The organism is Sphingobacterium bovistauri (genome assembly GCF_020295405.1).
In the GTDB taxonomy this organism is placed as follows: Bacteria; Bacteroidota; Bacteroidia; order Sphingobacteriales; family Sphingobacteriaceae; genus Sphingobacterium; species Sphingobacterium bovistauri.
This window is the reverse complement of sequence record NZ_JADEYP010000016.1, coordinates 22,535-47,335: the sequence shown is the minus strand read 5'-3', so window position 1 is coordinate 47,335 and position 24,801 is coordinate 22,535. Positions and strand designations below refer to the sequence as shown.

The window sequence follows — 24,801 nt, the reverse complement described above, 5'->3', positions numbered from 1 at the left end:
ATCTCTTAAAAACCAACACTAACACCAACATTAAAAACGCGCTGAATAGGATAACCTAATCCATTACCTCCCATTTCAACATCCCATAATTTGAATCTGCTCCAAGACAATAAATTAGCTCCATTAGCGTAAACTCGTAAATTACTTACCTTGTATTTGTTCAACAACTTGTCAGAGAAATTGTACCCCAACTCTATAGACTTAAGCCTCAAAAAAGCACCATCTCTCATCCACCATGTAGAGGTTTGTGTGTTATTTGTTACTAAATCAGTAGATAACCTTGGAAAGAATGCATAAACATCTTTATTTGATTCCGACCAATGAGAATCAGCTATCACTTGTAATAAACCATTCTGCGTACCTGTGTATGCTGTATTGACATCATTAGCAAATGGAGTAATATTAGTTGGGTTGATAAAGAATGAAGAACCTAAAGATCCTTGAAAAAAGGAACTTAAATCAAAATTATTGTAGCCAAATGTGAATCCAAAACCATAAATAGCTTCCGGTGTTGTAGGTTTTCCGATTGGCACTCGATCCAAAGTAGTGATAACACCATCACCATTTACATCTCTGTATTTAATATCACCACCTAAATACGATCCAAACTGAGTTGGAGAGTTCGCTACCTCATAATCATCAATAAACAAGCGCTCAGCAATATATCCCAAAGTTTGACTTATAGGTGTACCTTTTCTTGTCAAATGGCTATTTTCAGGTAGGTAGTCTGGCTCCTCGAATTCTTCATAAATAGTAGTTGCATAGGTGAAATTACCACGAAGTGTTAAAAACATATCATTTTGAAAAGATTTTGTATAATCTGTTGCAACCTCAAATCCCTGTGCCTTAGCTTTACCAACATTCGCCTGAATAGCCGCTGTTAGACCAATTTCACTTGGAATATAGGATCTAGTCATCAAAATATTTGTTCTTAACTCTCTATATACGTCAAACTCTATATTCCAATTATTATTGACACCTAATTCAAAGCCAAGATTAGATTTATACGATTTTTCCCAGGTGATATCTTTGTTCTCATAGCGTGTTACTGCCACCCCTGGCCTTGTGTAATCATAATTATATCCAAAGGAATATCCTGTAGAGTTCAAATTCACATTTGATAAAAAGAAAAACCTATTTTCATCATTTCCAATTTGATCATTACCAACCAAACCATAAGTACCCCTTAATTTCAATTTATTTATTGTAGATGATAATGAGTTGAAGAATGGCTCATTATGAATATTCCATGCTAATCCTACCGAAGGGAAAAAACCATACTTTTGATCATCCCAAAAACGCTCTGACCCATTATATCCGAAATTAAATTCTGCTAAATAACGGGAATCATACCCATATGTAAATCTACCTGAGATCCCTTGATTACGCTTTGGCAGCGAATTCTGAAGGCTTCCCGCATTAGCAGTTTGGTAATGTGAAGCTAAATAAATCAATGTAGCACCCAAATTGTTTTTTCCAATTTCAGTGTTATAATTTAGTGCAGCCTCAACATAATTAAACTTATCTACAATTTTTTTACCCTCTGAATAATTAAGGTATTCGGTACCTACTCCTTCATTTAATAATTGTAATCCAGTATATCCTAATTCACGATCTATTACTGCAGCATAATAAAATGGATTATATCGTCTAGTCAATGCATGCTCTGAATTTCTACGTGTATACCCCATAATACGACCAGTAAGTCCTTTCACTAAAAATTCAAGATCTTGTTTTATTTCTCCTTGAACTGTCACATATGAGCGCTCATTCAATTGATAGCCTGAAACAGCATTTGCATAAGGGTTATTGTAAAACGAATTATCATTTCTGCGTGCATTACCAAAAGAAACATGCTTGGCCAATGGATTCATTTCTTTTGGAAAATAAGCAGGAAATACTACAGGATTGGACCATATAGCTTGGTTAAATATAGCACTACCTCCACCAATAGGACCATTATATTCGTAAAATTGACCCTGTGTACGTACAGCAGCATCTGTTGTTGGTGACAATTTGAAATTGACATTAGAACGCATTTCATAATTAGAAGCTTTCACATTACTATTAAAATTTTGTGTTTCCACCTTTCTAATTACACCATTATCAATGTTTGCTGTGCCTGATATGTAATATTGTGCTTTAGCGCCACCTCCACTGATATTTCCATTATAGCGCATATTGTTCGTGTAATCGCGAACTAACATATCTATCCAATTGTTATTAGGATACAAATAAGGGTCACGCCCCAACTCGGTCATATCAATCTTACTTTGAGCATACGGTTCATCGTAATCACGTGTTCGAGCCCCTTCATTCGCTAGCGTCATATAAGTAATATTATCAGCTAACTTGAAATTTTTCGTATTTCCAGATATTGAGTTTTCAACTCTAACATTGAATTTTGTAGGTCCCTCTTTGCCTTTCTTTGTTGTAACCAAAATAACACCATTAGCTCCCCTTGCACCATAAAGCGCAGCGGCTGAGGCATCCTTCAATATAGAAAAGCCTTCAATATCATCAGGCTGTATACGTGCTAATTCATTCGATGAGATCTCCATACCATTTAATAAAATTAGTGGATCAACCTTCCCTGTTCCAAAACTAGTAACTCCACGAATAAAAAACTGAGCATTGTCTTGACCTGGCTCACCTGAACGTTGATAAGCAATAACCCCAGCTACTCGACCAGCTAACATTGTGGTTAAGTTTGAAGTAGGACCTTTTAATTCCTTTGGATTAACACTAGTAATTGAACCTACTAAAGTTTCTTTCTTTTGTTGTCCAAAAGCGACCACTACGACTTCCCCAATTTCGTTAGGATCTTCTTTTAACACTATTTTCAAATAATCTACCTCTCCAACAACTATATCTTCAGAAAGATATCCCGTAAACGTAACCGTTAATACGAAGTTTTTAGCTAAAGTGGGAAAACTAAATTCTCCTTTAGCATTAGTTTGAGTACTTACAGATGAACCTTTTATTGTGAGCGTCGCTCCGACCAAAGGAACACCTAGTGAGTCCTGCACCACTCCCTTAACACTTGATTGCTGAATTTCTGTAGCAAAATTTTTAGCCTCTGTTAACGTTACCGAAAAGACAGCTAAAAAAAGAACTAAGAAAATCTTACATCCTTGCTTAGGGAAATGACTTAAATCTAAAAATAGATTTTGTTTCATAATCTAGGATTTTATAGGATTAAAAATTAATTTTATATACGTTTTTCATAGGTGAAATACGTAAACATAATGCAAGCTAGAAAAAAATATTTTGATATCAAAATATTTTTAATTTTCATAAAAAGCATAATTCTCTTTAGTCAAAATATCAATTGGCATAGATTTAAACTCAATACTTCCCTCCTTTAAGAGAAAATAACGGTACAAATGATTTAGCGCCATATATCCTTGCTTATCTGGACGTTGACAGATTAGAAAATCAACATAGCCTTTAGACAAATAATCTACATTAGCACTTAGAAAATCGAATCCAATAATGTAAGGCTTGTTTAACTCTTGATGTTCATAGAAAAATTTAGCTACAACCGAAACACGAGAATTCGTAACAAACACTATATCTGGTTCAATTTCAAAATTCAGCCTCAACAATTCTGGTTCTATTTCATCATAATTATTAAATGGAATGTCTTTTACCTTCATGAGGTAAGATTTACCCATAGCATTTAAATAGTTTTTATAACCATCAATTTTAGTATTCAAATACTTATAATTCTCCAATCCCTTTGCAACATTAAGTATTAGCACTTTAGAACTATCTTTAACAAGATAGGAAGTAAGATTCCCAGCTAACTTCCCTGTACTATACAAATCTGGACCAATATAGCCCATCGAAGAGTATCCTGGAATATCGGAATTGATGAAAATTGTATGAATATTTCTTGATCTGCATTCCTGAACAAATATTTTAGTTTCTTCAATGAAGATTGGAGCTATAATAACAGCATTAAATTTTTTACTTAATATCTTTTCTGTAGCATCTAGAAAAGTATCTTCTTGCTCCTGATCAAATAAAAATACTTCAATGACAATTCCAAAAGAGCTGAATTCTGAAATCCCCTTATTTATACCGTCTAAACATAGCTGCCAATATCCTGTCTCCAAAGAAGTTCGTGGGATTAATACGGCAAAGCTCAAATTATTCTTAACAGACAATGATCGAGCATAAAGGTTTGGTTGATAATTATTTTCTTTGATTATCTGTTTAATTTTTTCTCTTGTACTATCAGAGACATCCTTGCGATTGTTCAATACCCGATCGACCGTAGCAATAGAAACATTTGCAATCCGTGCAATATCTTTAATACCAAATTTTTTCTTTTCCTCGTGGTCACTCATAATTATTAGCCTACCAAAATATTTAACTACTAATGTATTAATAAATATTCATAACGTATAATTTCAATATTGATTAAAACAAAAGTTGCTTTCAGCATTTATTCTTTGCATTAGCTCTATAAACAAAGAAAGGGAACTCTCACGAGTTCCCTTTATATCTAACAAATTGATAGCGGTTTAAAAACTAAATTATTTTACTGCGTCAATAACTGCTTTGAAAGCATCTGGGTTATTCATTGCTAAGTCAGCTAATACCTTACGGTTTAAGCCAATGCTTTTAGCATTTAATTTACCAATCAATTGAGAATATGAAATTCCGTGTTGACGAGCACCAGCATTGATACGTTGAATCCATAAAGCTCTAAACTCGCGTTTTTTAGTTTTACGATCGCGGTAAGCGTATTGTAAACCTTTTTCTACTGTATTTTTAGCAATAGTATATACTTTGCTACGTGAACCGAAATAGCCTTTAGCTAATTTCAAAATTCTTTTTCTTCTTCTTCTCGAAGCTACTGCGTTAACCGAACGTGGCATATTTTTAAAAATTAAATTTGGTATGAGGCGCTGTGTATTTCAACAAGCTTACAACCTAATACCCGGTTATAAAATATTGTTAATTTTGCTGAAAACGATTATTTACCAATCGCTAACATGCGTTTTACGTTACCTGTATCTCCGTCAGAAACTAAAGCTGCGTGAGTCAAGTTACGTTTTTGTTTTGTAGTTTTCTTAGTCAAGATGTGGCTTTTGTAAGCACTTTTTCTCTTGATTTTACCTGTTCCAGTCAATTTGAAACGTTTCTTAGCGCTGGAATTGGTTTTTACTTTTGGCATAATACTTATTATTTTATATCAATCTGTTAGAATATCTTTTTATTTCTTAGTTCCTTTAGGAGCTAATGTCAAAAACATACGCTTACCTTCCAATTTTGGCAACAATTCAACTTTACCATAATCTTCTAGCGCTTGCGCAAAACGTAACAACAAGATTTCTCCTTGCTCTTTGAATACGATAGCACGACCTTTGAAATGTACGTATGCACGTACTTTTTCACCTGCCTCTAAGAAGCGCATCGCATGCTTAAGTTTGAAATCAAAATCATGCTCACTTGTATTAGGTCCGAAACGAATCTCCTTAATAATAGTTTGCTTGGCATTTGCCTTGATTTCCTTTTGTTTTTTCTTTTGTTCGTAAATGAATTTACTATAATCCACGATTTTACAAACAGGCGGCACAGCATTTGGCGAAATCTCTACTAAATCTAACTCCAACTCATCAGCCATTTCCAATGCCTTACGCGTAGGATATACCCCTGGCTCAACATTATCACCCACTAAACGTACTTCAGGCACACGAATAAACTCGTTAATACGGTGCTCTGGTTCTTTCTTTTTCATCGGTGGTCTTGGACCACTAGGTCTTTTTAATGCCAAATGTTTAAATTTTTAAACGGTTATTTCTTTTATTAATAAATCTCTAAATTCGTCTGCTGTCATAGACCCCAAGTCTACTGACCCATGTTTGCGAACAGAAACTGTGCCACTTTCCATCTCTTTTTCCCCTACAATCAGCATGTAAGGCAATTTTTTAACTTCTGCGTCACGAATTTTGCGTCCTACCTTCTCGTCTCTAAGATCGATCAGACCGCGAATATCGGAATTATTTAGCGAATCTAAAAGATTTTGAGCATATTCTTCATATTTTTCTGACACTGGTAAGACTATAAATTGCTCAGGCGCAAGCCATAATGGGAATTGCCCAGCACAGTGCTCAATTAATACTGCAACAAAACGCTCCATCGAACCAAAAGGTGCACGGTGAATCATCACAGGACGGTGTTTTTGATTGTCTGAACCTGTGTATTCTAGCTCAAAACGCTCAGGCAAATTGTAATCAACTTGAATAGTTCCTAACTGCCATTTACGTCCCAAGGCATCTTTAACCATGAAATCCAATTTCGGACCATAAAATGCAGCTTCACCATATTCCACAACAGTTGGCAAACCTTTTTCAGCAGTCGCTTCGATAATTGAATTTTCAGCTAATGCCCAATTTTCATCACTACCAATATATTTAGTTTTGTTTTCTGGATCTCTCAACGATACTTGTGCAGTATATTCTTGGAATCCCAATGCACCAAAAACGTATAAAACTAAATCAATTACTTTCTTAAATTCTTCTTTAACTTGATCTGGACGACAGAATAAGTGAGCATCATCTTGTGTAAACCCACGTACACGAGTCAATCCATGCAATTCACCTGATTGTTCATAACGATATACTGTACCAAATTCCGCAAAACGAACAGGTAAATCTTTATACGAACGAGGTTTTGTTTTATATATCTCACAGTGGTGAGGACAGTTCATTGGTTTTAACAAGAACTCTTCACCTTCTACAGGTGTATGAATTGGTTGAAAGGAATCCGCACCATATTTTTCATAGTGACCAGAAGTGATATATAGTTGCTTATGTCCAATATGCGGTGTCATCACTGGCTCGTAACCAGCTTTTAACTGTGCCTTTTGTAAAAAATCTTGTAACTTTTGACGCAACGCAGTTCCTTTTGGCAACCATAATGGTAAACCTGCCCCTACTTTTTCAGAAAAAGCAAACAACTCCAATTCCTTACCCAACTTACGGTGATCACGTTTTTTTGCTTCTTCGATGAATTTCAAATAATCTGTCAATTCAGAAGCTTTAGGGAATGTCACCCCATAGATACGAGTCAACTGTTTACGCGACTCATCCCCTCTCCAATACGCACCCGCTACATTTGTTAATTTGATAGCTTTGATGAATCCTGTATTTGGAATATGTGGACCACGGCACAAATCCGTGAAATTTCCTTGTGAGTAAAATGTGATTGAGCCATCTTCTAGATCTTTGATCAAATCCAATTTGTACTCATCTCCCTTTTCTGTGAAATACGCTAATGCGTCAGCTTTGGATACCGATTTGCGGTCGAAAACTTCTTTTTGCTTTGCCAGTTCCAACATCTTGTCTTCGATTTGTTTGAAATCATCAGACGAGAATTCTCTATCACCAAAGTCTACATCGTAGTAAAAACCTGTTTCAATATTTGGACCAATACCAAATTTGATACCTGGATAAAGTGCTTCTAATGCTTCGGCTAGTAAGTGCGCTGATGAATGCCAAAAAGTGGATTTACCTTTATCATCATTCCAAGTCAACAATTTCACCGCTGAATCTTGTTCAATCGCACGAGAAGCATCCCACACTTCACCGTTTACTTCTGCAGCTAATACATTTCTAGCTAATCCTTCAGAAATAGACAACGCGATTTGCATTGCTGTTGTCCCTTTTTCAAACTGACGAACCGAACCGTCAGGTAATGTAATGTTAATCATCAACAATTATGATTTAAAATTTTGAATTTATCTAAGCTAAACCTTAGCTACAATGCGTACAAATACATTGCATACCTACTAAAATTAGCGAAGTGCAAATTTACTAATATTTTAATCAAATAGAGAAGGATATGAAAAATGAAAAGGTTCTGACCAGCAATTGTAATAATAAGAGTACCTTTGATGTGAAAATACAGAATACATGCATAAAAGAAATAAGCACTTACATGGATATGATTTGAAAAAGCTCAAAGCAACCTACAAAGGATTGAGCAGTCATATCATACAATTGAATGAAAAAGATACTATCGACTTTTCGAATCCAAAATCTGTTTTGGAATTAAATAAAGCACTATTAATTGCTGATTATAAATTAAAATATTGGCAACCTACGCCGAATAGTCTTTGCCCAGCTGTACCAGGAAGAGCCGATTATATACACCATTTAGCAGATTTACTAGCGACGACTAATCAAGGTGTAATTCCGACAGGTAAGGATGTTAAAATATTAGATATAGGAACTGGTTCAAGCATTGTATATCCAGTCATAGGCGCACAAGAATACAATTGGGATTTCGTAGGTACTGAAATAGACCGTAGCTCTGTACAACAGGCGGAGGTTAATGTGAACAAGAACATTTGGTTGAAGAAAAAAATCAAATTGCGTTACCAAGATGAGCGTGAAAGAATTCTAGACGGAATTATGTTTCCAGAAGACAAATTTGATGCAATCATGTGTAACCCCCCTTTTTTCACATCCAGAGAAGACAATTGGTCAAAAAGCACTAAGAAATTTCAAAATCTAAAAAAAGGAGCTGAATTACCAACTGTGCAAAATTTCGCTGGACACCCCAACGAACTGTGGTGCCCCGGAGGAGAAAAAGCATTTATCACTCAATTGATATATGACAGTCAGAAATACAAAAAACAAATTAAGTGGACGACATCTTTAGTATCAAGCAAAGATCATTTAAAACCACTAATAGCAGTATTAGAATACCATAAGGCTGCTCAAATCGAAATCATCGATATGGAACAAGGGCAAAAGAAAATGAGAATCCTTGCTTGGCGTTGGGAATAAAACGAAAAAGCTTTCAGACAAACTCTGAAAGCTTTTTTATTTTCTGATTTATATTATTCATAACATCCTATTGTAAATCCGCAAAAGAAGATTTATTTCACAACGCATATTTCTTCAATTATTTTAAAAAAGCTCCTTCGTAAACTTAACCCGTATACGGGACTGGAACCCTTCTATAGTCTTGAAGATTTCTTTGAGTGTAACCTGTTCGATTTTTGTTAAACTCGTTGGGTCAATAAAATTGTCAGGCTCTGTATTATCCTGTATAATGTGATTAGCCTGCCTTTGCAGACGCAAAGCCATAAGATAATAATAAGAATGAAGGAGTTCCTGAGTCGCTGATTCTGTAAATACACCGATTTTTTGGAGTGCCTTCAACCTTTCTCCGGTATTCACGCTGAATATACGGTGCTTTAGCGCATACACCCGTACCAGATCCACGATAGGCGTCATCGCTTTCTTAATATCAAACACTTCCCGATCTCCCACATTGATAGTACGTATTTTCTTAAGGAAAGATGTCAGAGGTGGTTGGTACTGCAAAGCATTCTTTGCCATCTGGAAAAACAGTTTTTCCATGGGCTGTTTTAATTTTTCATCCAGAAACTCATGAAGTTCATCCATGATTGACGGATCTCCATATATGTAACGGCAGTCAAAGAAAGTAGAAAATTTAATAGTCGACTCAGGTATAGATTCTTGTAGCCACTGCTCATAGTTATTTTTCCAATGAGACAGGGAATGCGTCCATTTGGGGTTTTTCGCCATAAAACCACCCGTACAGAAACTAAACCCAACAAAATCAAGATGCCCAGAGACCATATCGGCAAACTTAAGAAAGTATTCTCTAACTTCCTCACGATGCTCGTTCGCCTTATCTTCATAGATAATCGCGTTATCTTGGTCTGTTTTTAAAGTTTGCTCTTTTCGCCCTTCGCTCCCCAGCACCATAAAGACAAATTTGGCTGGAGGCTTACCTATATCAGCTATTACGCTATCTATTATCTTTATCAAGATGGTGTCTGCTATCGATGTGATAATCTGATTCACGATCTCTGCATTCACTCCTCTCCCAATCAACTGCTTGATCATGTGGGGTACATTCTCCCATTTCCCTTTTAGTTCATCTACGGATAATGCCAATTTTACAGATTGAATAAATACCAATGGCGACTGTGCCTGCTCACTCAGTAGACGGTTTCGGCTAATAATCCCCTCAAGAAGTCCTTTGTTCTCCACCAGGAGGTAGCGTGTCTTTGACCGAAACATCATTAATATCGCTTCATATACATACGCCTGATTATCGATGGTCACTACAGGTATGTCCATGATTTCCCTCGCGGAAATGTTGTTATCCATTCCTGAATGAGCAACGATTTTGTCTCGCAAGGTAATATCGGTAATAAATCCTACAGCCTGTAAAGATGCATCCCTAACGATAATACAACTTCTTTTATGATCCGCCATAAGTATAGCAACCTGCCATGCCGGGGTGTTTTCTTCACAATACAATATATCTTTGGCATCTACACTTTCTATCCGCCTCGAATACAACTGTTCGGATGCAATATAGCTTTGTTCGAAGGTAGGGGGAGCTTTAGTAAAATGAGCAAAATCGTCATTCAACATCAGCCGTCCATACTCGGCAGTGAAGTATTGAAAAAAAGCATCGTTAGACTGACAAAGTCCAGCAAAATATTTACGTTTTAACGAAAGAACAACGGTACCCTTAGTAGCAATGACCGTACGCAACGATTTCTTTCTATTCAAAAGTATGGAAATACCCCCATAGCAAAATCCCGCTTCATGTGATTCGGGCAATCGTTTATTCTGCTCATTATCGTAAAAAAATGATTCGTATACTCCCTTAACAATAACATCAACACCTTTCATTTTAGTGACTTCTTGTTGATATATCAATGTGTCCTTACTATATTTTGTTTCGGTAAAAAGATCCGCAAAGTCATCGAGCACTTCAGGAGACAACAAATTGAATGGGGGATTATTTTTTAGGAATTCAACTCTGTTCATCGTAAAATATTGATTAGAAAACTACTTTAATATGATCGTCATCTTTCTTTCGTTAATCTGCTCCAAAATGGATTGCTCGTTAATATATCCACTTTTGGATAATTCAAAAAAACATTCTGCAGTAGCCAATGTATCGCAAAGGGCATCATGATAATTTTGGAGCGTTTTATAGAAAAGTATCGCGTATAATTGAGACAAAGTAAGAGATCTCCCTTTCGCTGTACCCGCAAGATACCTTGTCGCCATCAGAGTACAGAATGCTGGAATTTGGTCCAGATTATACTTTATTGCTGCTCGCTCCAACTCGAATTTGAGCAAATTAAGGTCAAATTTCAAAAAGTGACAAACTAATAAGGGATCATACATCTGCAAATCCATGAGTAGCCGATTCAGTACATCTTTACGTGAAGAACCGTGTTGCTGCCTAAACACATCCGTAATCTTATGTATTTTTAGTGCAGAAGAAGTGCTTTTAAAATCTCGCTCGTCAATATAAAGTTTCTCCCGCTTGATTTCATCTCCATCAATGGTATAGATTACCCATGAAATCTGAACTAAATAAGGCCAGTCACGGCAGTCGACTGAAGATACATCCCAACTTACTGGTTCTCCAGAAGCTTCTGTATCCAAAAACATATAATGCGATTTTATCATTTATTCAGCCTCAGATTAATCGACAAGGCAATCGTTCCACAAGATTTAACCTTATAAAAAAGAAAACAAGCAATCTATTGAACTTTAGAAATAAAACATACCCCTCTTACACACAAATGACCACTTATTAAGAACAAACTTAAATAAAGTTGATGGTATCATCAATATTATTTACTTTGTCCTCAGGCTATAAGACTGATGCATAAAAATTAAAAGCAATCAGAATTTGGACTGAAAGCTTTTTGTTTCATGTAGCACTTTTATAATTATTTTCGTTTTCACTACACACTATTCAAAACTAAAATTATGCGCACCCTATTTTTACTCACCTTAAGTGTATTACTTTTTGGCTGCAAAAAGGCAAACGAAAACAGTTCAAACAATCCATGCCATCAAGAGATGAAAGAGCGATTTAAAACTGAACTTAAATGCACCGAAAGAGGCGTAATGGAAGTGAATTTGTATTCAGGTATTTATGATGGAAAACAGATTTATTTTGCAATGACAATGTGTCCCGCCTGCAATACTATGCCACCTCAATTTGGATATAACTGCGAGGGTACAAAAATTAACATTTCAACCTTCAACACGAAAGTTTCAGAAATAAAAGAAATTTATAATAGCTGTACGAATAGTTTCGTAAATGAATAAAAGCAAAAAAGCCTTTAGAAATCTAAAGGCTTTAATTTTGCTCTTCCTCTTGGGCTCGAACCAAGGACCCTCTGATTAACAGTCAGATGCTCTAACCAGCTGAGCTAAGGAAGAATTTGAAACTTTACAGTTTCTGGTTAAATCATGATGTCAAGTTTTCACACTTGAAAGTCCTTACGACATTGGACTTTTTTTTGCTCTCCCTCTTGGGCTCGAACCAAGGACCCTCTGATTAACAGTCAGATGCTCTAACCAGCTGAGCTAAGGAAGAATTCAACCTACTTCGTTTCCGTTTCGGTGATGCAATTATCGGAAGTTTTTGAGAGTTCTGCAAACATTTTTTTAAGGTTTTTTACAACTCACTCATTCCCAACAAGAATATTTTACAACAAAACGCCTTTTAAAAGCAATGTAGCAAAGGTAAAGTAAATAATCAAGCCTGTCACATCTACTAAAGTTGATACAAACGGTGCAGATGAGCTCGCTGGATCCGCACCTAGCTTTCTTAATAAAAACGGAAGCATAGAGCCTGTCAAAGATCCCCATAGTACAACCCCAATTAGTGAGAAGCTAATTACTAATCCGATCAGAACCCAATATTCGCCATAGGTATCAGCAAACATTTGCCAGGTAGCAATTCGAATAAAACCTAACGCACCAAGTATCAAACCTAAAATAAATCCAGTCAAAATCTCTCTGCGCATCACGCGCCACCAATCTCCTAATGTAACCTCTCCCATAGCCATTGCCTGTATAATCAATGTCGACGCCTGTGAGCCACTATTCCCTCCACTTGACATAATCAATGGCATCAACGCAAACAACACAATAGCGCTCGCCAATTGGCTTTCAAAATGCCCAATTACCGTCGCCGTCAACAATTGACCTAAGAACAACACAACCAGCCAGCCAGCCCGTTTTTTGACAAGATGCATTATCGACACATCAAGATAAGGCTCATCCAAAGCCTCTGTACCCCCAAAGCGCTGCATATCCTCTGTGTACTCCTCATTCGCGACCCAAAGGATATCATCTATCGTCACAATACCCAACATGATTCCCTGTTCGTCTACTACGGGTAGAGCCACACGGTTATTCATACGGAAGATCGTCACGGCTTCTTCCTGCGGATCATTCGCGTTTAAAGATATCATCCGATTATCAATCAACGAGCCTACCTGAGTATCTGGTGATGCTAATAAAATATCCTTGATACGAATATCATCTATTAGCTTTCCATCAGTGTCAATCACATACAATACATCGATCGTTTCTGAACCACTTCCATAGCGACGAATATGATCTAGTATTCGAGTCATAGTCCAATGCTCTTTGACTGTAATATAATCCGGAGTCATTAAACGACCTACACTATCCTCAGGATACCCAAGTAATGACAAAGCTTCTTTGCGTTCATCAGGCGTCAATAAGGTAATCAGTCTTTTTACGACATCACCCTTCAAATCTCCAAAAAAAGATGTGCGGTCATCGGGAGGCATTGTGTTCAATATCTCTCTGACTTTGTTCGCTGAAATTTTTTTGAAAATACGCTCTTGCGTAGGAAAGTCTAAAATCCGAAATACATTGACCGCTCGGTTTAGGTCTAGGGTTTCAATAAAGAGAGGGCCATGTTCCGGAAGCTCATCAATCAACTCCTCAACATCAGAAATATTTAACTCATTTAAATAATCCGCCAACCCTTGATGATTACCATCTTCGATTAGCTGTTCGAGTGTTACAACATGCATTTCCAATTCTTCCATTTTTCTCCTCCGATTATAATTTCCCTACATTGGTATCTCACTTTAGTTTGATGCAAAAGTCGTCTTTTTATTGCAAAAAATATAATATTTTTTCATGTATTCAGCAAGTTTAATAATTAAAAAAAATAAACATTATGTCATAATCAAAAACACTAAATTAACCAAACCTAAAAGTCGCTATCCTGCCAGTTTAAAACAATCCCTTTGAAATAAACATTTGCAGAATTAAGATGTAGCTGCATTTATTTATTTGACCTTAGCAGATCTATATTCAAACCATAAAAAACAATCAGTTTAATTGATTACACGTATGAGAAAAATCACAAGCCAACAATAACTACAGTCCCTCATACGATATACGTAAATTGTAAAATTTCAAAAAAATAATGTACTTTAGTGAATGTAATTCCAATGGTTAAAAACAAAGGTCAAAAACAATAAAAACCTAATAAAAATTCAATTTAATAATCTAATAGAAATTTATTAAAATAATTATAAAACAGAAACTTACATAACCAAACTAAACAATCAGATTAAATAAAATTAGTTATTATTACTAAATAAATTAGCAAAACATCAGTATGAAGCTAAAAACAAAAAACAAAAACCTATTTTTCAACACATTAATATTAATCATATCAACATTTAATTCAAATATAATTTTTGCACAAATATTCGACAACTCTCAAGCACATTACAAAGTAAAATGGCATCAGATAGATACTGATAATTTTAGGTTAATATTCCCTTCAACATTCAAAACTTCTGCTCCTTCCCTATCACAACAAATCGAAAACTACATTAAATATAGTCAGAAAAGTTTAACAGATAATCCTAGAAAAATAAGTATAATAGTCCAACAAAATCATATTCTTCAAAATGGATTTGTACAGTTAGCTCCTCGTAAATCTGAAATATTTTCGACGCCATCAGGGATAGCGGACAATCAAGAATGGTTACCAAATTTAGCTCTCCACGAACTTCAGCACGTTACTCAATTTGACAAATTGACAGGCAACATAAAGCGTCCATTTGGCGAATTATTAGCCTTAGGTTTCTTCGGAATTAACCTTCCCTCTTGGTATTATGAGGGGGATGCAACTCTTCATGAAACACTATTTTCCAATGGAGGCAGAGGCAGATTAAGCTCGTGGAACATGGAACTACGAACTAATATTTTATCTAAAAAACACTACAGTTTTAGTAAATATATACACGGATCATTCAAAGATATTGTACCCAGCTATTATACTATTGGCTATTTTATGAATAGTGAAATGTATGAAAAAGACAATAAAATAAATGCGAATATCTATGAAGAAATGAATGGAAAATTACTTAGGCCATTCAATTTTCAACGTGCCTTAAAAAAATATTACGGCACAAAACCTAATCAATTGTTTGAAAATACCATAGCAAAACTAGATCAAAAATGGACCTCAAACACATCCACAAGTCTTCCTGACCCTATCGAATTTAAGGACAAATACCCTACGGACTACCTATTACCTCAAGTAGAAAATGGATCCATCTATAGCATCCAAAAAAATAACCAACGCACACAACGTATAGTTAAATTTGATAAAAATAACCCTGAGAATTATACAGAAATTGTGAAAACAGGAGCTCAATTAATGCCCTATTTTCATATCAAAAAGCACCTTATTGTGTGGGACGAATATAGAAAAGATGCACGTTTTTCTAAGCAAACATACAATGTTATCACTGTATACAACACCCAGAATAATATCAAAACAACTATAACGAAAGATAGTAGATACTACACTCCACTCCTTTCAAATGACCTGAAACACATCGTATGCATTGAAGTCGATCTTGACAATAAAAGTTCAATAGCTATATTAGACACATACACAGGACATAAAATTGATAGCATCCCTTTAGCCAATGGCACACACATACAACAACCCCATTTGAATGAAAAATCAACCAAAATCATCGCGATTGCTATAAGTCAAAGAGGAACAAATCTAATAGAAATAAGCAGAGATACCAAGCAGACCAAGACAATACTAGAATGGTCAAACTTACAGTTTGAGCGCCCCGTGTATGCAGGAAATGACATTATTTTCAAAGTAAACCAAAATGGGAAAGACGATATTTTTCTACTGAAATCTGGTATTATACAACAACTAACTGATAGTAAATTCGGCGCATTTAATCCATCTATCAACAACGATACACTTTGGTTTAACGATTTCACTTTAAAAGGACATAAAATCAATCTTATATCTTTAAATAATATTAACAGCAAAAAAATAAGCTTATCAGCTGCGGAAACACTTTTTGAAACGCAAAACAACTTCAAATTTGACAGTATTAGCCACTCTACAGTCGATTATTCAGCTCTCATCAAACCTTACTCTGTAATCAAAAACAGCGTCAATTTTCACAGCTTAACACTTAGTGCTAATGATTTTGAAAGTTTTGACAACTATAAACCCGGAATTTACTGGGTTTCAAATGACTTATTAAACATAACAAATATTAAACTAGGCTATGAAAGAGAAGTTGAATTGAGAAAGAATTCATATTTAGCCGAATTATCTTACCAACGCTATCATCCTAAATTCAATATTAGCTACAAAAACTCTGGGAATTATGGCATTGCTAAGACCAGAACAGGAAAGGATAGCCTGAGATTCGACTTCAGATATCACCAAATAACAGCAGATATTCAATTGCCATTTAGCATATATAGAGGTAATAATGTTTATTCATACGGAGCAAACTTCGGCACATACTATATCAAACGTTACGATTTAAGTATACAATCATTGAGAAACTTTGTAGATCAGATTAAATTTCCATTAAACTACCAAGTTTACTTTAACAAAAATTCAATGATGGCACGTATGGATTTAGCCCCTCGATGGGGTCAAAATTTCAATTTTATTTACAGGCATATGCCATTTGAAAACAACCAAAGTCAATCTTGGGCATTCAGGTCAAATTTTTACTTTCCAGGATTTGTTCTAAACCACAGCTTTCAAACAAGATTCAACATCCAACACTCAAAAGGCGTATTCGAGGGCTCTTATGACATACCACTAATTGATGGATTTTCATTTTTACCTAACTATTTAGTAAAAAACACGCTTTTATTTGATTACAAATTACCCCTGTTATACCCTGATCTGTCGATAGGACAACTCGCCTATATCAAGCGTATTCACGGACAATTATCAGCAGACTATTTAAATATTCATAATACAGATCTTGCTCCTAAGTCACTCAGCGCAGGACTTAATTTTGATTTTAATCTATTTAAATACAATGAACCGTTGTTTACCTTTAGTGTTTTAGGAACATATTTAAATGATAGTAGAATTAACAAAAAATTCAGTCCAACCTTCAGCTTGAGTTACAGTTATTAGCCAAACGTTTAAAAACCAACAATATATAAAAACAATTTTAATCGTTATATTGTTTAACATTTTACACATTAAACTTTTGAGACATGGCAATAATCTCTAAAGACGCTGAGGTTCAAGAAGAATTAATTACAATATATGAACTTCTCTTACGCAAAAGATCTACCATTCAAAATGAGCTAAAATCTATACGGAAGCAATTTGAAAAACAATGTGATCTTTTTATATTAAATGGATATAATGATGAAAAATCACCTATTATTACCAATAAAATATACCATAAGAAATTCATTGAATACGATACACACTGCCACATCATCGACATCATCAATGATTTCAAAGATGTTTACGGGTATTTTCCAGAATATTGTGAAATGTATTACACACTACATCAAACAATGTTACAATTTGCTGATAACGAAGACTATGAATGTGCAGCATTTGTAAAATCATGGGTTGATCAAATTAGTCAAATCATTCGTATAAAATCTTAATTTGATGTCCCCTTAAAGTGTAAAAGAGAAAATAAAATGTACAACAAAAAGATTATTGGGATTGCCAAAATTTTTAACCATAAGACTAAGACAATCGAAACAATCAAAAACAAGTATTTATACTTATTAAGTTCCCATTTCAATGAATTAAGTTTCATAGAAAACAGCTTCAATTCAGAAACTAAAAGTGCACTGGTTATAAGCGTGATTCCCACTAACAAATACACGTTATAAATATATTGTGGATAAACATTCCCAATAAATGGTAATGATACAATCAAAAATGTATTCATCGGTGTATTTACACCAATGAAATCAGAAGTTTGACGTTCATCAATATTAAATTTAGCTAATCGCAAAGCTGAAAACACCGTCACTACAAAACCTAAATATGGCAAATATTCAGAAGTAGAAACCTCCTTTAACATCATATAAAGAATTGTACCTGGCAAAAATCCAAAGCTAATTACATCTGCAAGCGAATCCAACTCCTTACCTATTAAAGACTTCACATTGAGCAATCGAGCTACTAATCCGTCAAAAAAATCAAAAATACCTGAAGCAAGAACACAATAAAATGCCGATAAATAATCGCCTTTCAACACAAATAAAATGCCTAAACATCCACTAAACAAATTCAACGATGTAATCGTATTCGGTATATATTTCTTCATTATAAAAATAAAAAGCCGTCTAATAACTAGACGGCTTAAAAATATCAATTTAATATGAATTATCCATTCATACTCATCAAAAACTCTTCATTTGAGCGTGTTCCACGCAATTGTTGTAACAAGAATTCCATAGCTTCTGTAGAATTCATGTCTGACAAGTGATTTCTCAACACCCATAGACGTTGTAATGCTTCTCTATCCATCAATAGATCATCACGACGTGTTGAAGACGCAGTCAAATCGATAGCTGGGAATAAACGTTTGTTCGCCAACTTACGATCTAATTGAAGCTCCATATTACCAGTACCTTTGAATTCTTCAAAGATCACATCATCCATTTTTGAACCTGTATCAGTTAATGCTGTAGCCAAAATCGTCAATGAACCACCATTTTCAATGTTACGTGCCGCACCAAAAAAACGTTTTGGTTTATGTAATGCATTAGCATCAACACCACCCGATAAAATTTTACCAGAAGCTGGCGCAACCGTATTATAAGCCCTAGCCAAACGAGTAATAGAATCCAATAAAATCACTACATCGTGACCACATTCTACCATACGTTTTGCCTTTTCTAATACAATATTGGCGATTTTCACGTGTCTATCAGCTGGCTCATCAAATGTTGACGACACCACCTCAGCACGAACAGATCTTGCCATATCAGTCACCTCTTCTGGACGCTCATCGATTAATAAAATAATCAAATAAACTTCAGGGTGATTCTTAGCAATAGCATTAGCTACTTCTTTCAGTAAGTTTGTTTTACCCGTTTTTGGTTGAGCAACGATAAGTCCACGTTGACCTTTACCAATTGGTGTAAACAAATCCATGATACGTGTTGAGTAATTATTCGAACCTAAATCTAAATTTAATTTTTCATCAGGGAATAATGGCGTTAAGAAGTCAAAAGGAACACGGTCTCTTATTTCCGCAGGATTTTGACCATTTATAGACTCAATACGTACTAACGGAAAGTATTTTTCTCCTTCCTTTGGAGGACGAATAGAACCTCTTACGTTATCACCCGTTTTCAAACCAAATAATTTGATTTGTGATTGCGATACGTAAATATCATCTGGAGATGTTAAATAATTGTAATCAGAAGAACGTAAAAAACCATAACCATCAGGCATAATTTCTAATACACCTTCGTTTACAATTACATTATCAAAATCAGTATTCGTAGAAGTATCTTTTTTCGGTTCTACTGACTGCTCAGACTTTGCCGCTACTACTTCAGCTACTTTTGGAGTTGACTCTGAAGGTGAACTTGCAAATAAAGTAGGCTCATCTTCAGTTCTAACACGCTTAGTTATAGCTACTGGCTCAGTTTTGATTGTTCTTGTTCTTTTTCTTGGAGCATTGTCATCTGACTCTACAGCTACAGGTGCTGCTTCTACTTTTTCAGTATCAGATTGTTGAGCAATCGCTGAAATTTTATCGATTAGTTCTTGCTTGCGTAATTTATCTACGTCTACAATACCTAACACCTTTCCTATCTCGCGCAATTCGGACACGAGCTTTGAATTCAATTCGTTGATATTCATTAATATTGAATTATGATTATATCTTTTTGGATTTTCAATTTGAAATCTAACCTACTTATTCACAATGCCTTTATAACTTAAGGTTTGAAAATTTGACTTGTTCTCGTTCACTATTTCTGATTTTTGAAACAACAAACTATGAACTAGGATAAATTTGAGAATGCACAAAGAAAACCATTCCAAATGAATTTTCAAAAAAAAATTAACAAAATTATCTTGACATTAAAAAAAATGTGCATTTTTGTGTGTACTAAATTGTTTTACCAATTATAAAAACAAACTTTTTTTCGTACGTTTATAACTTTATAAAGTATAATGAAACCTTCAAATTATGAATGAAAGTAACAAGCCAACAAACTATCCCGCCCTCTATACACTAATCGTAGTGTTTTTTTTCTGGGGTTTTATTGCTGCAGGCAATAGTATTTTTATACCATTTTGTAAAAACTATTTCCATCTTGATCAGTTCCAATCTCAATTAATCGATTTTGCTTTCTACAGCGCATATTATATTGGCGCACTAGGCTTATTTATATTTGGCACATTATCAGGTCGAGATTTAGTTGGCAAATGGGGCTACAAGAAAAGTATAGTATATGGATTACTATTTTCAGCATTCGGCGCAGCTGCAATGATAGTTGCTGTTGAGGTGAATGTGTATCTAGGAATGTTGATCGGATTATTTATTGTGGCATTAGGCTTTTCTTTACAGCAAACCGCAGCAAATCCATTTGCTGTATTATTAGGAGACCCTAAAACAGGAGCTTCACGAGTAAATCTTGGAGGCGCTGTAAACTCCTTTGGAACAACTATAGGCCCTTTGGTAATTGGATATGCCCTATTCGGTACGTTCGAACCTATGTCTGACTCTGAAATTTCTAGCTTACCACTTAATAAGGTAGTATATCTGTATATTGCAGTTGGCTTACTATTTATATTTGCAGCCGCTTTATTTAACTTTTCAAAAAAAGTACCTCCAGGAATCAATAACGAGCCAATGGAAGAAGCTTCTAAAGCTAAAAATATCCTTATTGTTATGACTGTTCTTTTAGCTGTAATGTTTACACCTGTTTTTTTAAGCTATAAAAGTGAAACGGCTCTACAGATTGAAAAAATGAACGCGCAAATAAAAGCTACCACAGATATCACAACCATAGATAATATCAAAGCCCAAATCAAAGAAATCGCACACCCTCTTGAACTTAAGCGTATGGCTTTATTATTTGGAGCATTGATCGCAGTCGTAGGATCTTTACTATTTGCTTATCGCAAAGCTCAACATACTCCACAGGGATGGGGCGCTATGAAATACCCACAATTAGTTTTGGGTATGTTAGCACTATTCGTTTACGTTGGAATTGAGGTAGCTATAGGAAGTAACTTAGGTGAATTGCTTACATTACCAGAATTTGGAAGTTTACAATCCTCAGAAATTACACCTTATATATCTATGTACTGGGGAGGTATGATGATTGGCCGTTGGGCAGGTGCTATTACAGCGTTTAATTTTGCTAATTCTACTAAGAAAATCTTAACTGCGACAGTTCCTTTTATAGCATTCATTATCGTTTTAGCAGTAAATTCCATTGCGGGCTTCAATATGTCACATTTGTACTTCTTTGGAATTTGTATTGCTATTCAAGTGATTGCCTTTTTCATAAGTAAAGAAAAACCGGTAACAACATTAGTGGTTTTTGGGACATTAGGTTTAGCTGCTATGATTGTTGGATTATTATCATCAGGGACTATCGCTATCTATGCATTTCTGACCGGGGGGCTTGCCTGTTCTATTATGTGGGGATCAATATTCGCCCTGTCAATAGTTGGTATTGGAAAATATACAGAACAAGGGTCTGCTTTCTTAGTTATGATGATTCTTGGCGGGGGTATCATTCCCCCAATTCAAGGTAAGTTAGCAGATATCATAGGTATACATAATTCTTACATAATCCCTGTGATTGGATTTATTTACATTATACTTTTTGCTGTATTAGTCAAAGGATTCTTAAAAAAGCAAAACATAGATATTGAACACATTGATGGCTCATCTAGTCATTAAGAAATTAAGCTAATTGTACTTTTTACACTAAGCATAAAACACAAAAAACAGCGTTCAATGCAAATTGAGGCTGTTTTTTGTGTTTTAAAAGAAAGTTATTTAAAATAAAATTTTTAAATACTATTGTTTTTATAAATAATAATGTATCTTCGGAACAGATAATTTTGAATAACTATACTAAAATAAACTAATAATGATCATTATTGCAGATGGAGGATCTACCAAAACCAATTGGTGCCTATTAGACGATAATCAAAAGAAGATCTATTTCAACACAGAAGGTTACAATCCTTACTTTGTGGACAGTGACTATATCGTGAGTTCTTTGAAAAAAGGATTACCAAATGATTTACCTTTAGATAAAATTCAAGAAGTAAATTATTATGGTGCCGGAGTACACAACGACGAAAAAGCTAAAATTGTATCAGACGCTTTTCGCGTATTATTCCCTAACGCAAAAATTGAAATCGGTCATGACTTATTAGCTGCAGCTAGAGCGCTTTTAGGTAAAGAAACTGGATTTGCTGCAATTCTGGGTACAGGTACTAATACATGTATCTACGATGGTGACAAAATTACTCATAATATTAGTTCGGCGGCATACATTTTAGGTGATGAAGGCTCAGGTTCTTTCATTGGTAAAAAACTTCTGACTGATTTCGTTCGTGATTTAATGCCTGTAGACGTTGCAAAAGCATTCTACGATACATACAAATTGTCAAAGGATGAAATCATGGACAGCGTATATACTAAACCATTAGCAAATCGTTTTTGTGCTAGCTTTAGTAAATTTGTATATGACAATAATGTAAACATCGAATATACACGCAAAATTGTTGATGATGCTTTCGAAGCTTTTTTTGCCAACCTAGTAAGCAAATACCCTAACTATCAAAGCTATACGTTCAACTGTATAGGTTCTGTAGGTTATAATTTCCGCAATGTATTGGAAGAAAAAGCAAATCAATATGGCATGAATGTAGGTAAAATCTTACGTTCACCAATTGACGATTTAGTTCAATTCCATATTGACAGATATTCAAACAAATAATCTTTACATAAGACTACTATATTAAAAAAGTCCATTCATCGAATGGACTTTTTTAGTAAATATGAAGTTAAGATTTACTATAATTCAATTGATTCCCCCAACTTCAGCAGGCTAAGATTAAGATTCGCTTTTGAAAACACCTTTTTAGCCTCAATCGTATCAATAGTGACAGGAGAAAATGTATCATAATGCATTCCAATCACATTCTTACAATTTATGAAATCCGCAGCCTTCACCGCATCATACATATCCATCGTATAGTGACCTCCAATTGGTAAGAATGCCCAATCTAAATTCAGTCCTTCCAACAATTTCATCTCTAGGGTTAATGCAGTATCCCCTGCAAAATATATTTTTTTGTCGCCTACAAAGAAGATAAAACCACAAGGAGCTCCTCCATATGCGCCATCTGGTGTAGAATTAGTATGTAATGCATACACCATTTTTACCTTACCAAAAGGCAAGGACAAAGTTCCTCCAAAATTAAACTCTAAAACTTTGTCATCCGCAACACCTTGCTTACGCACCCAACCTGCTGTCTCCACTATAGCTGCTACAGTAGCGTTCGACTGCGATTGAATTGTAGGTAAATCAGCAACATGATCTTCATGTGCATGTGATAAAAAAATGTAATCAGGATTTAAAGTGGATACATTAATATCTTTAGCTAAAGGATTATAAGTCACAAAAGGATCTAATAAAACCTTAGTTCCATTGAAATTAAATTCAAAACAGGCATGTCCTAAATAACGTACTGAAATTTGATTTGCCATAATTATTATTTACCAAATAGATTCCCTAGACCACCTAATCCGCTTAACATATCTTGTGAGGCAGCAGCCATTTCAGTCTGACTAACATTTTCAGCTTGAGCTAATGCTTTATTAAGTGCAACCATTAATAAATCCTCAATTTGCTCTTTGTCTCCTTCAGCAAATAATTCATCACTTATACTCACTTCTTTTATTTCTTTGTTTGCTGTAGCAATTACACGTACTTTACCACCTTCAGCCTCACCAGAAACTGATATATTATCTAATCTTGCTTTGATCTCTTGCGCCTTTTGTTGCGCTTGGAATAATTTGTCAAACATAGTATCTTCTAATTTATTTAGACCAAAATACGAAATCATGTTTTCCGTTCAAAATAAGTAACAGAATAAGCTTATTTAATTAAATTTGTACCATGACAAAATTCCAAGAAATTATTTCAAATCTTCAACATATTAACCCTTCTAAAGCAGAACTTTTAGAAGAAGAAATTGATATAATACAACACAAACTAAAGTTTTTATCTAAAGAAAACTTACCCAAAACACTTGTGTTAGATCAAAAGAGTAATTTTCATTCATTAGAATCTGTTGTTTTAGCAGAAAAAATTAATACAGCTGGGGGAGTATATATTGAATCTTTGGATGGCAACCCAGATTGTATCATTATATTACAAGAAAATGAAAATTTGTATAGCCAATTATCTAACGTATTGGATCAAGAAAAAATAAAAGCTACAAATGCTTATATGAGTAACAATATATACATTATCCAATTTGCTGCTTTTAACACACTGGATGAAGAATACTTAAAGGATACAGAAATACTAGCAGAAATATTACAGCCGAAGTATTTTGTTTATGGGCATGACGGAATTTCTTGGGTAAAATTTGAAATATAAA

Annotated in this window: 20 protein-coding genes and 2 tRNA genes; 7 read left to right on the top strand and 15 right to left on the bottom strand. The window is 34.8% G+C overall.

Translation table 11 applies throughout. The annotated features are described in order from the left end of the window. Positions 1-5 precede the first annotated feature (5 nt). From IPZ78_RS09880 to thrS, 6 genes are all read right to left on the bottom strand, one after another. Positions 6-3,179, bottom strand: a complete 3,174-nt coding sequence (locus IPZ78_RS09880; RefSeq protein ID WP_225553202.1) for a SusC/RagA family TonB-linked outer membrane protein — start codon at positions 3,177-3,179, stop codon at positions 6-8. 108 nt (positions 3,180-3,287) lie between these two features. Continuing rightward, entirely contained in the window at positions 3,288-4,355 is a 1,068-nt protein-coding gene (locus IPZ78_RS09875; RefSeq protein WP_225553200.1) for a LacI family DNA-binding transcriptional regulator, read from the bottom strand. Positions 4,356-4,544: 189 nt separating this feature from the next. Then, complete coding sequence (gene rplT / locus IPZ78_RS09870; RefSeq protein ID WP_225553198.1) at positions 4,545-4,889, bottom strand: 50S ribosomal protein L20; 345 nt, start codon at positions 4,887-4,889, stop codon at positions 4,545-4,547. Between the two features lie 98 nt (positions 4,890-4,987). After that, positions 4,988-5,188 carry a 50S ribosomal protein L35 gene (gene rpmI, locus IPZ78_RS09865; RefSeq protein WP_225553196.1) on the bottom strand — a complete coding sequence of 67 codons (201 nt, stop codon included), beginning with the start codon at positions 5,186-5,188 and terminating at the stop codon, positions 4,988-4,990. A gap of 39 nt (positions 5,189-5,227) precedes the next feature. Then, a complete protein-coding gene (infC, locus tag IPZ78_RS09860) occupies positions 5,228-5,752 on the bottom strand; it encodes a translation initiation factor IF-3 (protein ID WP_394371241.1) in 525 nt (174 codons plus the stop codon). A gap of 48 nt (positions 5,753-5,800) precedes the next feature. Beyond that, the gene (gene thrS / locus IPZ78_RS09855) at positions 5,801-7,726 is read right to left on the bottom strand and encodes a threonine--tRNA ligase (protein ID WP_225553192.1); all 1,926 of its coding nucleotides are present in this window, start codon (positions 7,724-7,726) and stop codon (positions 5,801-5,803) included. Positions 7,727-7,928: 202 nt separating this feature from the next. Between thrS and rlmF the strand changes: the two genes are divergently transcribed. Next, the gene (gene rlmF, locus IPZ78_RS09850) at positions 7,929-8,807 is read left to right on the top strand and encodes a 23S rRNA (adenine(1618)-N(6))-methyltransferase RlmF (RefSeq protein WP_225553190.1); all 879 of its coding nucleotides are present in this window, start codon (positions 7,929-7,931) and stop codon (positions 8,805-8,807) included. Between the two features lie 123 nt (positions 8,808-8,930). Here rlmF and IPZ78_RS09845 read toward each other — a convergent pair whose 3' ends face one another. Then, complete coding sequence (locus IPZ78_RS09845; RefSeq protein WP_225553188.1) at positions 8,931-10,838, bottom strand: DUF294 nucleotidyltransferase-like domain-containing protein; 1,908 nt, start codon at positions 10,836-10,838, stop codon at positions 8,931-8,933. A gap of 21 nt (positions 10,839-10,859) precedes the next feature. Then, complete coding sequence (locus tag IPZ78_RS09840) at positions 10,860-11,492, bottom strand: 3'-5' exonuclease (protein ID WP_225553186.1); 633 nt, start codon at positions 11,490-11,492, stop codon at positions 10,860-10,862. Between the two features lie 306 nt (positions 11,493-11,798). On the opposite strand from IPZ78_RS09840, the gene IPZ78_RS09835 reads away from it, so the two are divergent. After that, the gene (locus tag IPZ78_RS09835) at positions 11,799-12,143 is read left to right on the top strand and encodes a hypothetical protein (protein WP_225553184.1); all 345 of its coding nucleotides are present in this window, start codon (positions 11,799-11,801) and stop codon (positions 12,141-12,143) included. Between the two features lie 40 nt (positions 12,144-12,183). Here IPZ78_RS09835 and IPZ78_RS09830 read toward each other — a convergent pair. The 3 genes from IPZ78_RS09830 to mgtE all read right to left on the bottom strand — a co-directional run bounded on the left by IPZ78_RS09830 (position 12,184) and on the right by mgtE (position 13,906). Next, positions 12,184-12,257: transfer RNA gene (locus tag IPZ78_RS09830), tRNA-Asn, on the bottom strand. Between the two features lie 83 nt (positions 12,258-12,340). Further along, positions 12,341-12,414: transfer RNA gene (locus tag IPZ78_RS09825), tRNA-Asn, on the bottom strand. Positions 12,415-12,526: 112 nt separating this feature from the next. Continuing rightward, a complete protein-coding gene (gene mgtE / locus IPZ78_RS09820; RefSeq protein WP_225553182.1) occupies positions 12,527-13,906 on the bottom strand; it encodes a magnesium transporter in 1,380 nt (459 codons plus the stop codon). A gap of 581 nt (positions 13,907-14,487) precedes the next feature. Here mgtE and IPZ78_RS09815 point away from each other — a divergent pair. Both IPZ78_RS09815 and IPZ78_RS09810 read left to right on the top strand, forming a co-directional pair. Continuing rightward, positions 14,488-17,304: a hypothetical protein gene (locus IPZ78_RS09815; RefSeq protein WP_225553180.1), complete on the top strand. Its 2,817-nt coding sequence runs from the start codon at positions 14,488-14,490 to the stop codon at positions 17,302-17,304. A gap of 83 nt (positions 17,305-17,387) precedes the next feature. Continuing rightward, a complete protein-coding gene (locus IPZ78_RS09810) occupies positions 17,388-17,795 on the top strand; it encodes a hypothetical protein (RefSeq protein WP_225553178.1) in 408 nt (135 codons plus the stop codon). Here the strand turns inward: IPZ78_RS09810 and pssA are convergent. Continuing rightward, positions 17,792-18,469 carry a CDP-diacylglycerol--serine O-phosphatidyltransferase gene (gene pssA / locus IPZ78_RS09805; protein ID WP_225553176.1) on the bottom strand — a complete coding sequence of 226 codons (678 nt, stop codon included), beginning with the start codon at positions 18,467-18,469 and terminating at the stop codon, positions 17,792-17,794. The genes IPZ78_RS09810 and pssA overlap by 4 nt on opposite strands. A 59-nt stretch (positions 18,470-18,528) precedes the next feature. After that, a complete protein-coding gene (gene rho / locus IPZ78_RS09800) occupies positions 18,529-20,019 on the bottom strand; it encodes a transcription termination factor Rho (protein ID WP_225553174.1) in 1,491 nt (496 codons plus the stop codon). Positions 20,020-20,350: 331 nt separating this feature from the next. Here rho and IPZ78_RS09795 point away from each other — a divergent pair, with 331 nt between their 5' ends. Together IPZ78_RS09795 and IPZ78_RS09790 are read left to right on the top strand one after the other, a co-directional pair. Further along, positions 20,351-22,078, top strand: coding sequence for an MFS transporter (locus IPZ78_RS09795; RefSeq protein WP_225553172.1), 1,728 nt, complete (start codon positions 20,351-20,353; stop codon positions 22,076-22,078). Between the two features lie 193 nt (positions 22,079-22,271). Continuing rightward, a complete protein-coding gene (locus IPZ78_RS09790; protein WP_225553170.1) occupies positions 22,272-23,129 on the top strand; it encodes an N-acetylglucosamine kinase in 858 nt (285 codons plus the stop codon). Positions 23,130-23,206: 77 nt separating this feature from the next. Here the strand turns inward: IPZ78_RS09790 and IPZ78_RS09785 are convergent, their stop codons facing one another. Together IPZ78_RS09785 and IPZ78_RS09780 are read right to left on the bottom strand one after the other, a co-directional pair. Continuing rightward, positions 23,207-23,902 (bottom strand): metal-dependent hydrolase, encoded by a 696-nt coding sequence (locus IPZ78_RS09785; protein ID WP_225553167.1) that lies wholly within the window; start codon positions 23,900-23,902, stop codon positions 23,207-23,209. A 5-nt stretch (positions 23,903-23,907) separates the two neighbouring features. Continuing rightward, positions 23,908-24,261: a YbaB/EbfC family nucleoid-associated protein gene (locus tag IPZ78_RS09780; RefSeq protein WP_394371240.1), complete on the bottom strand. Its 354-nt coding sequence runs from the start codon at positions 24,259-24,261 to the stop codon at positions 23,908-23,910. 53 nt (positions 24,262-24,314) lie between these two features. On the opposite strand from IPZ78_RS09780, the gene IPZ78_RS09775 reads away from it, so the two are divergent. After that, entirely contained in the window at positions 24,315-24,800 is a 486-nt protein-coding gene (locus tag IPZ78_RS09775) for an ABC transporter substrate-binding protein (RefSeq protein ID WP_225553165.1), read from the top strand. The last annotated feature ends 1 nt before the right edge of the window (position 24,801 follow it).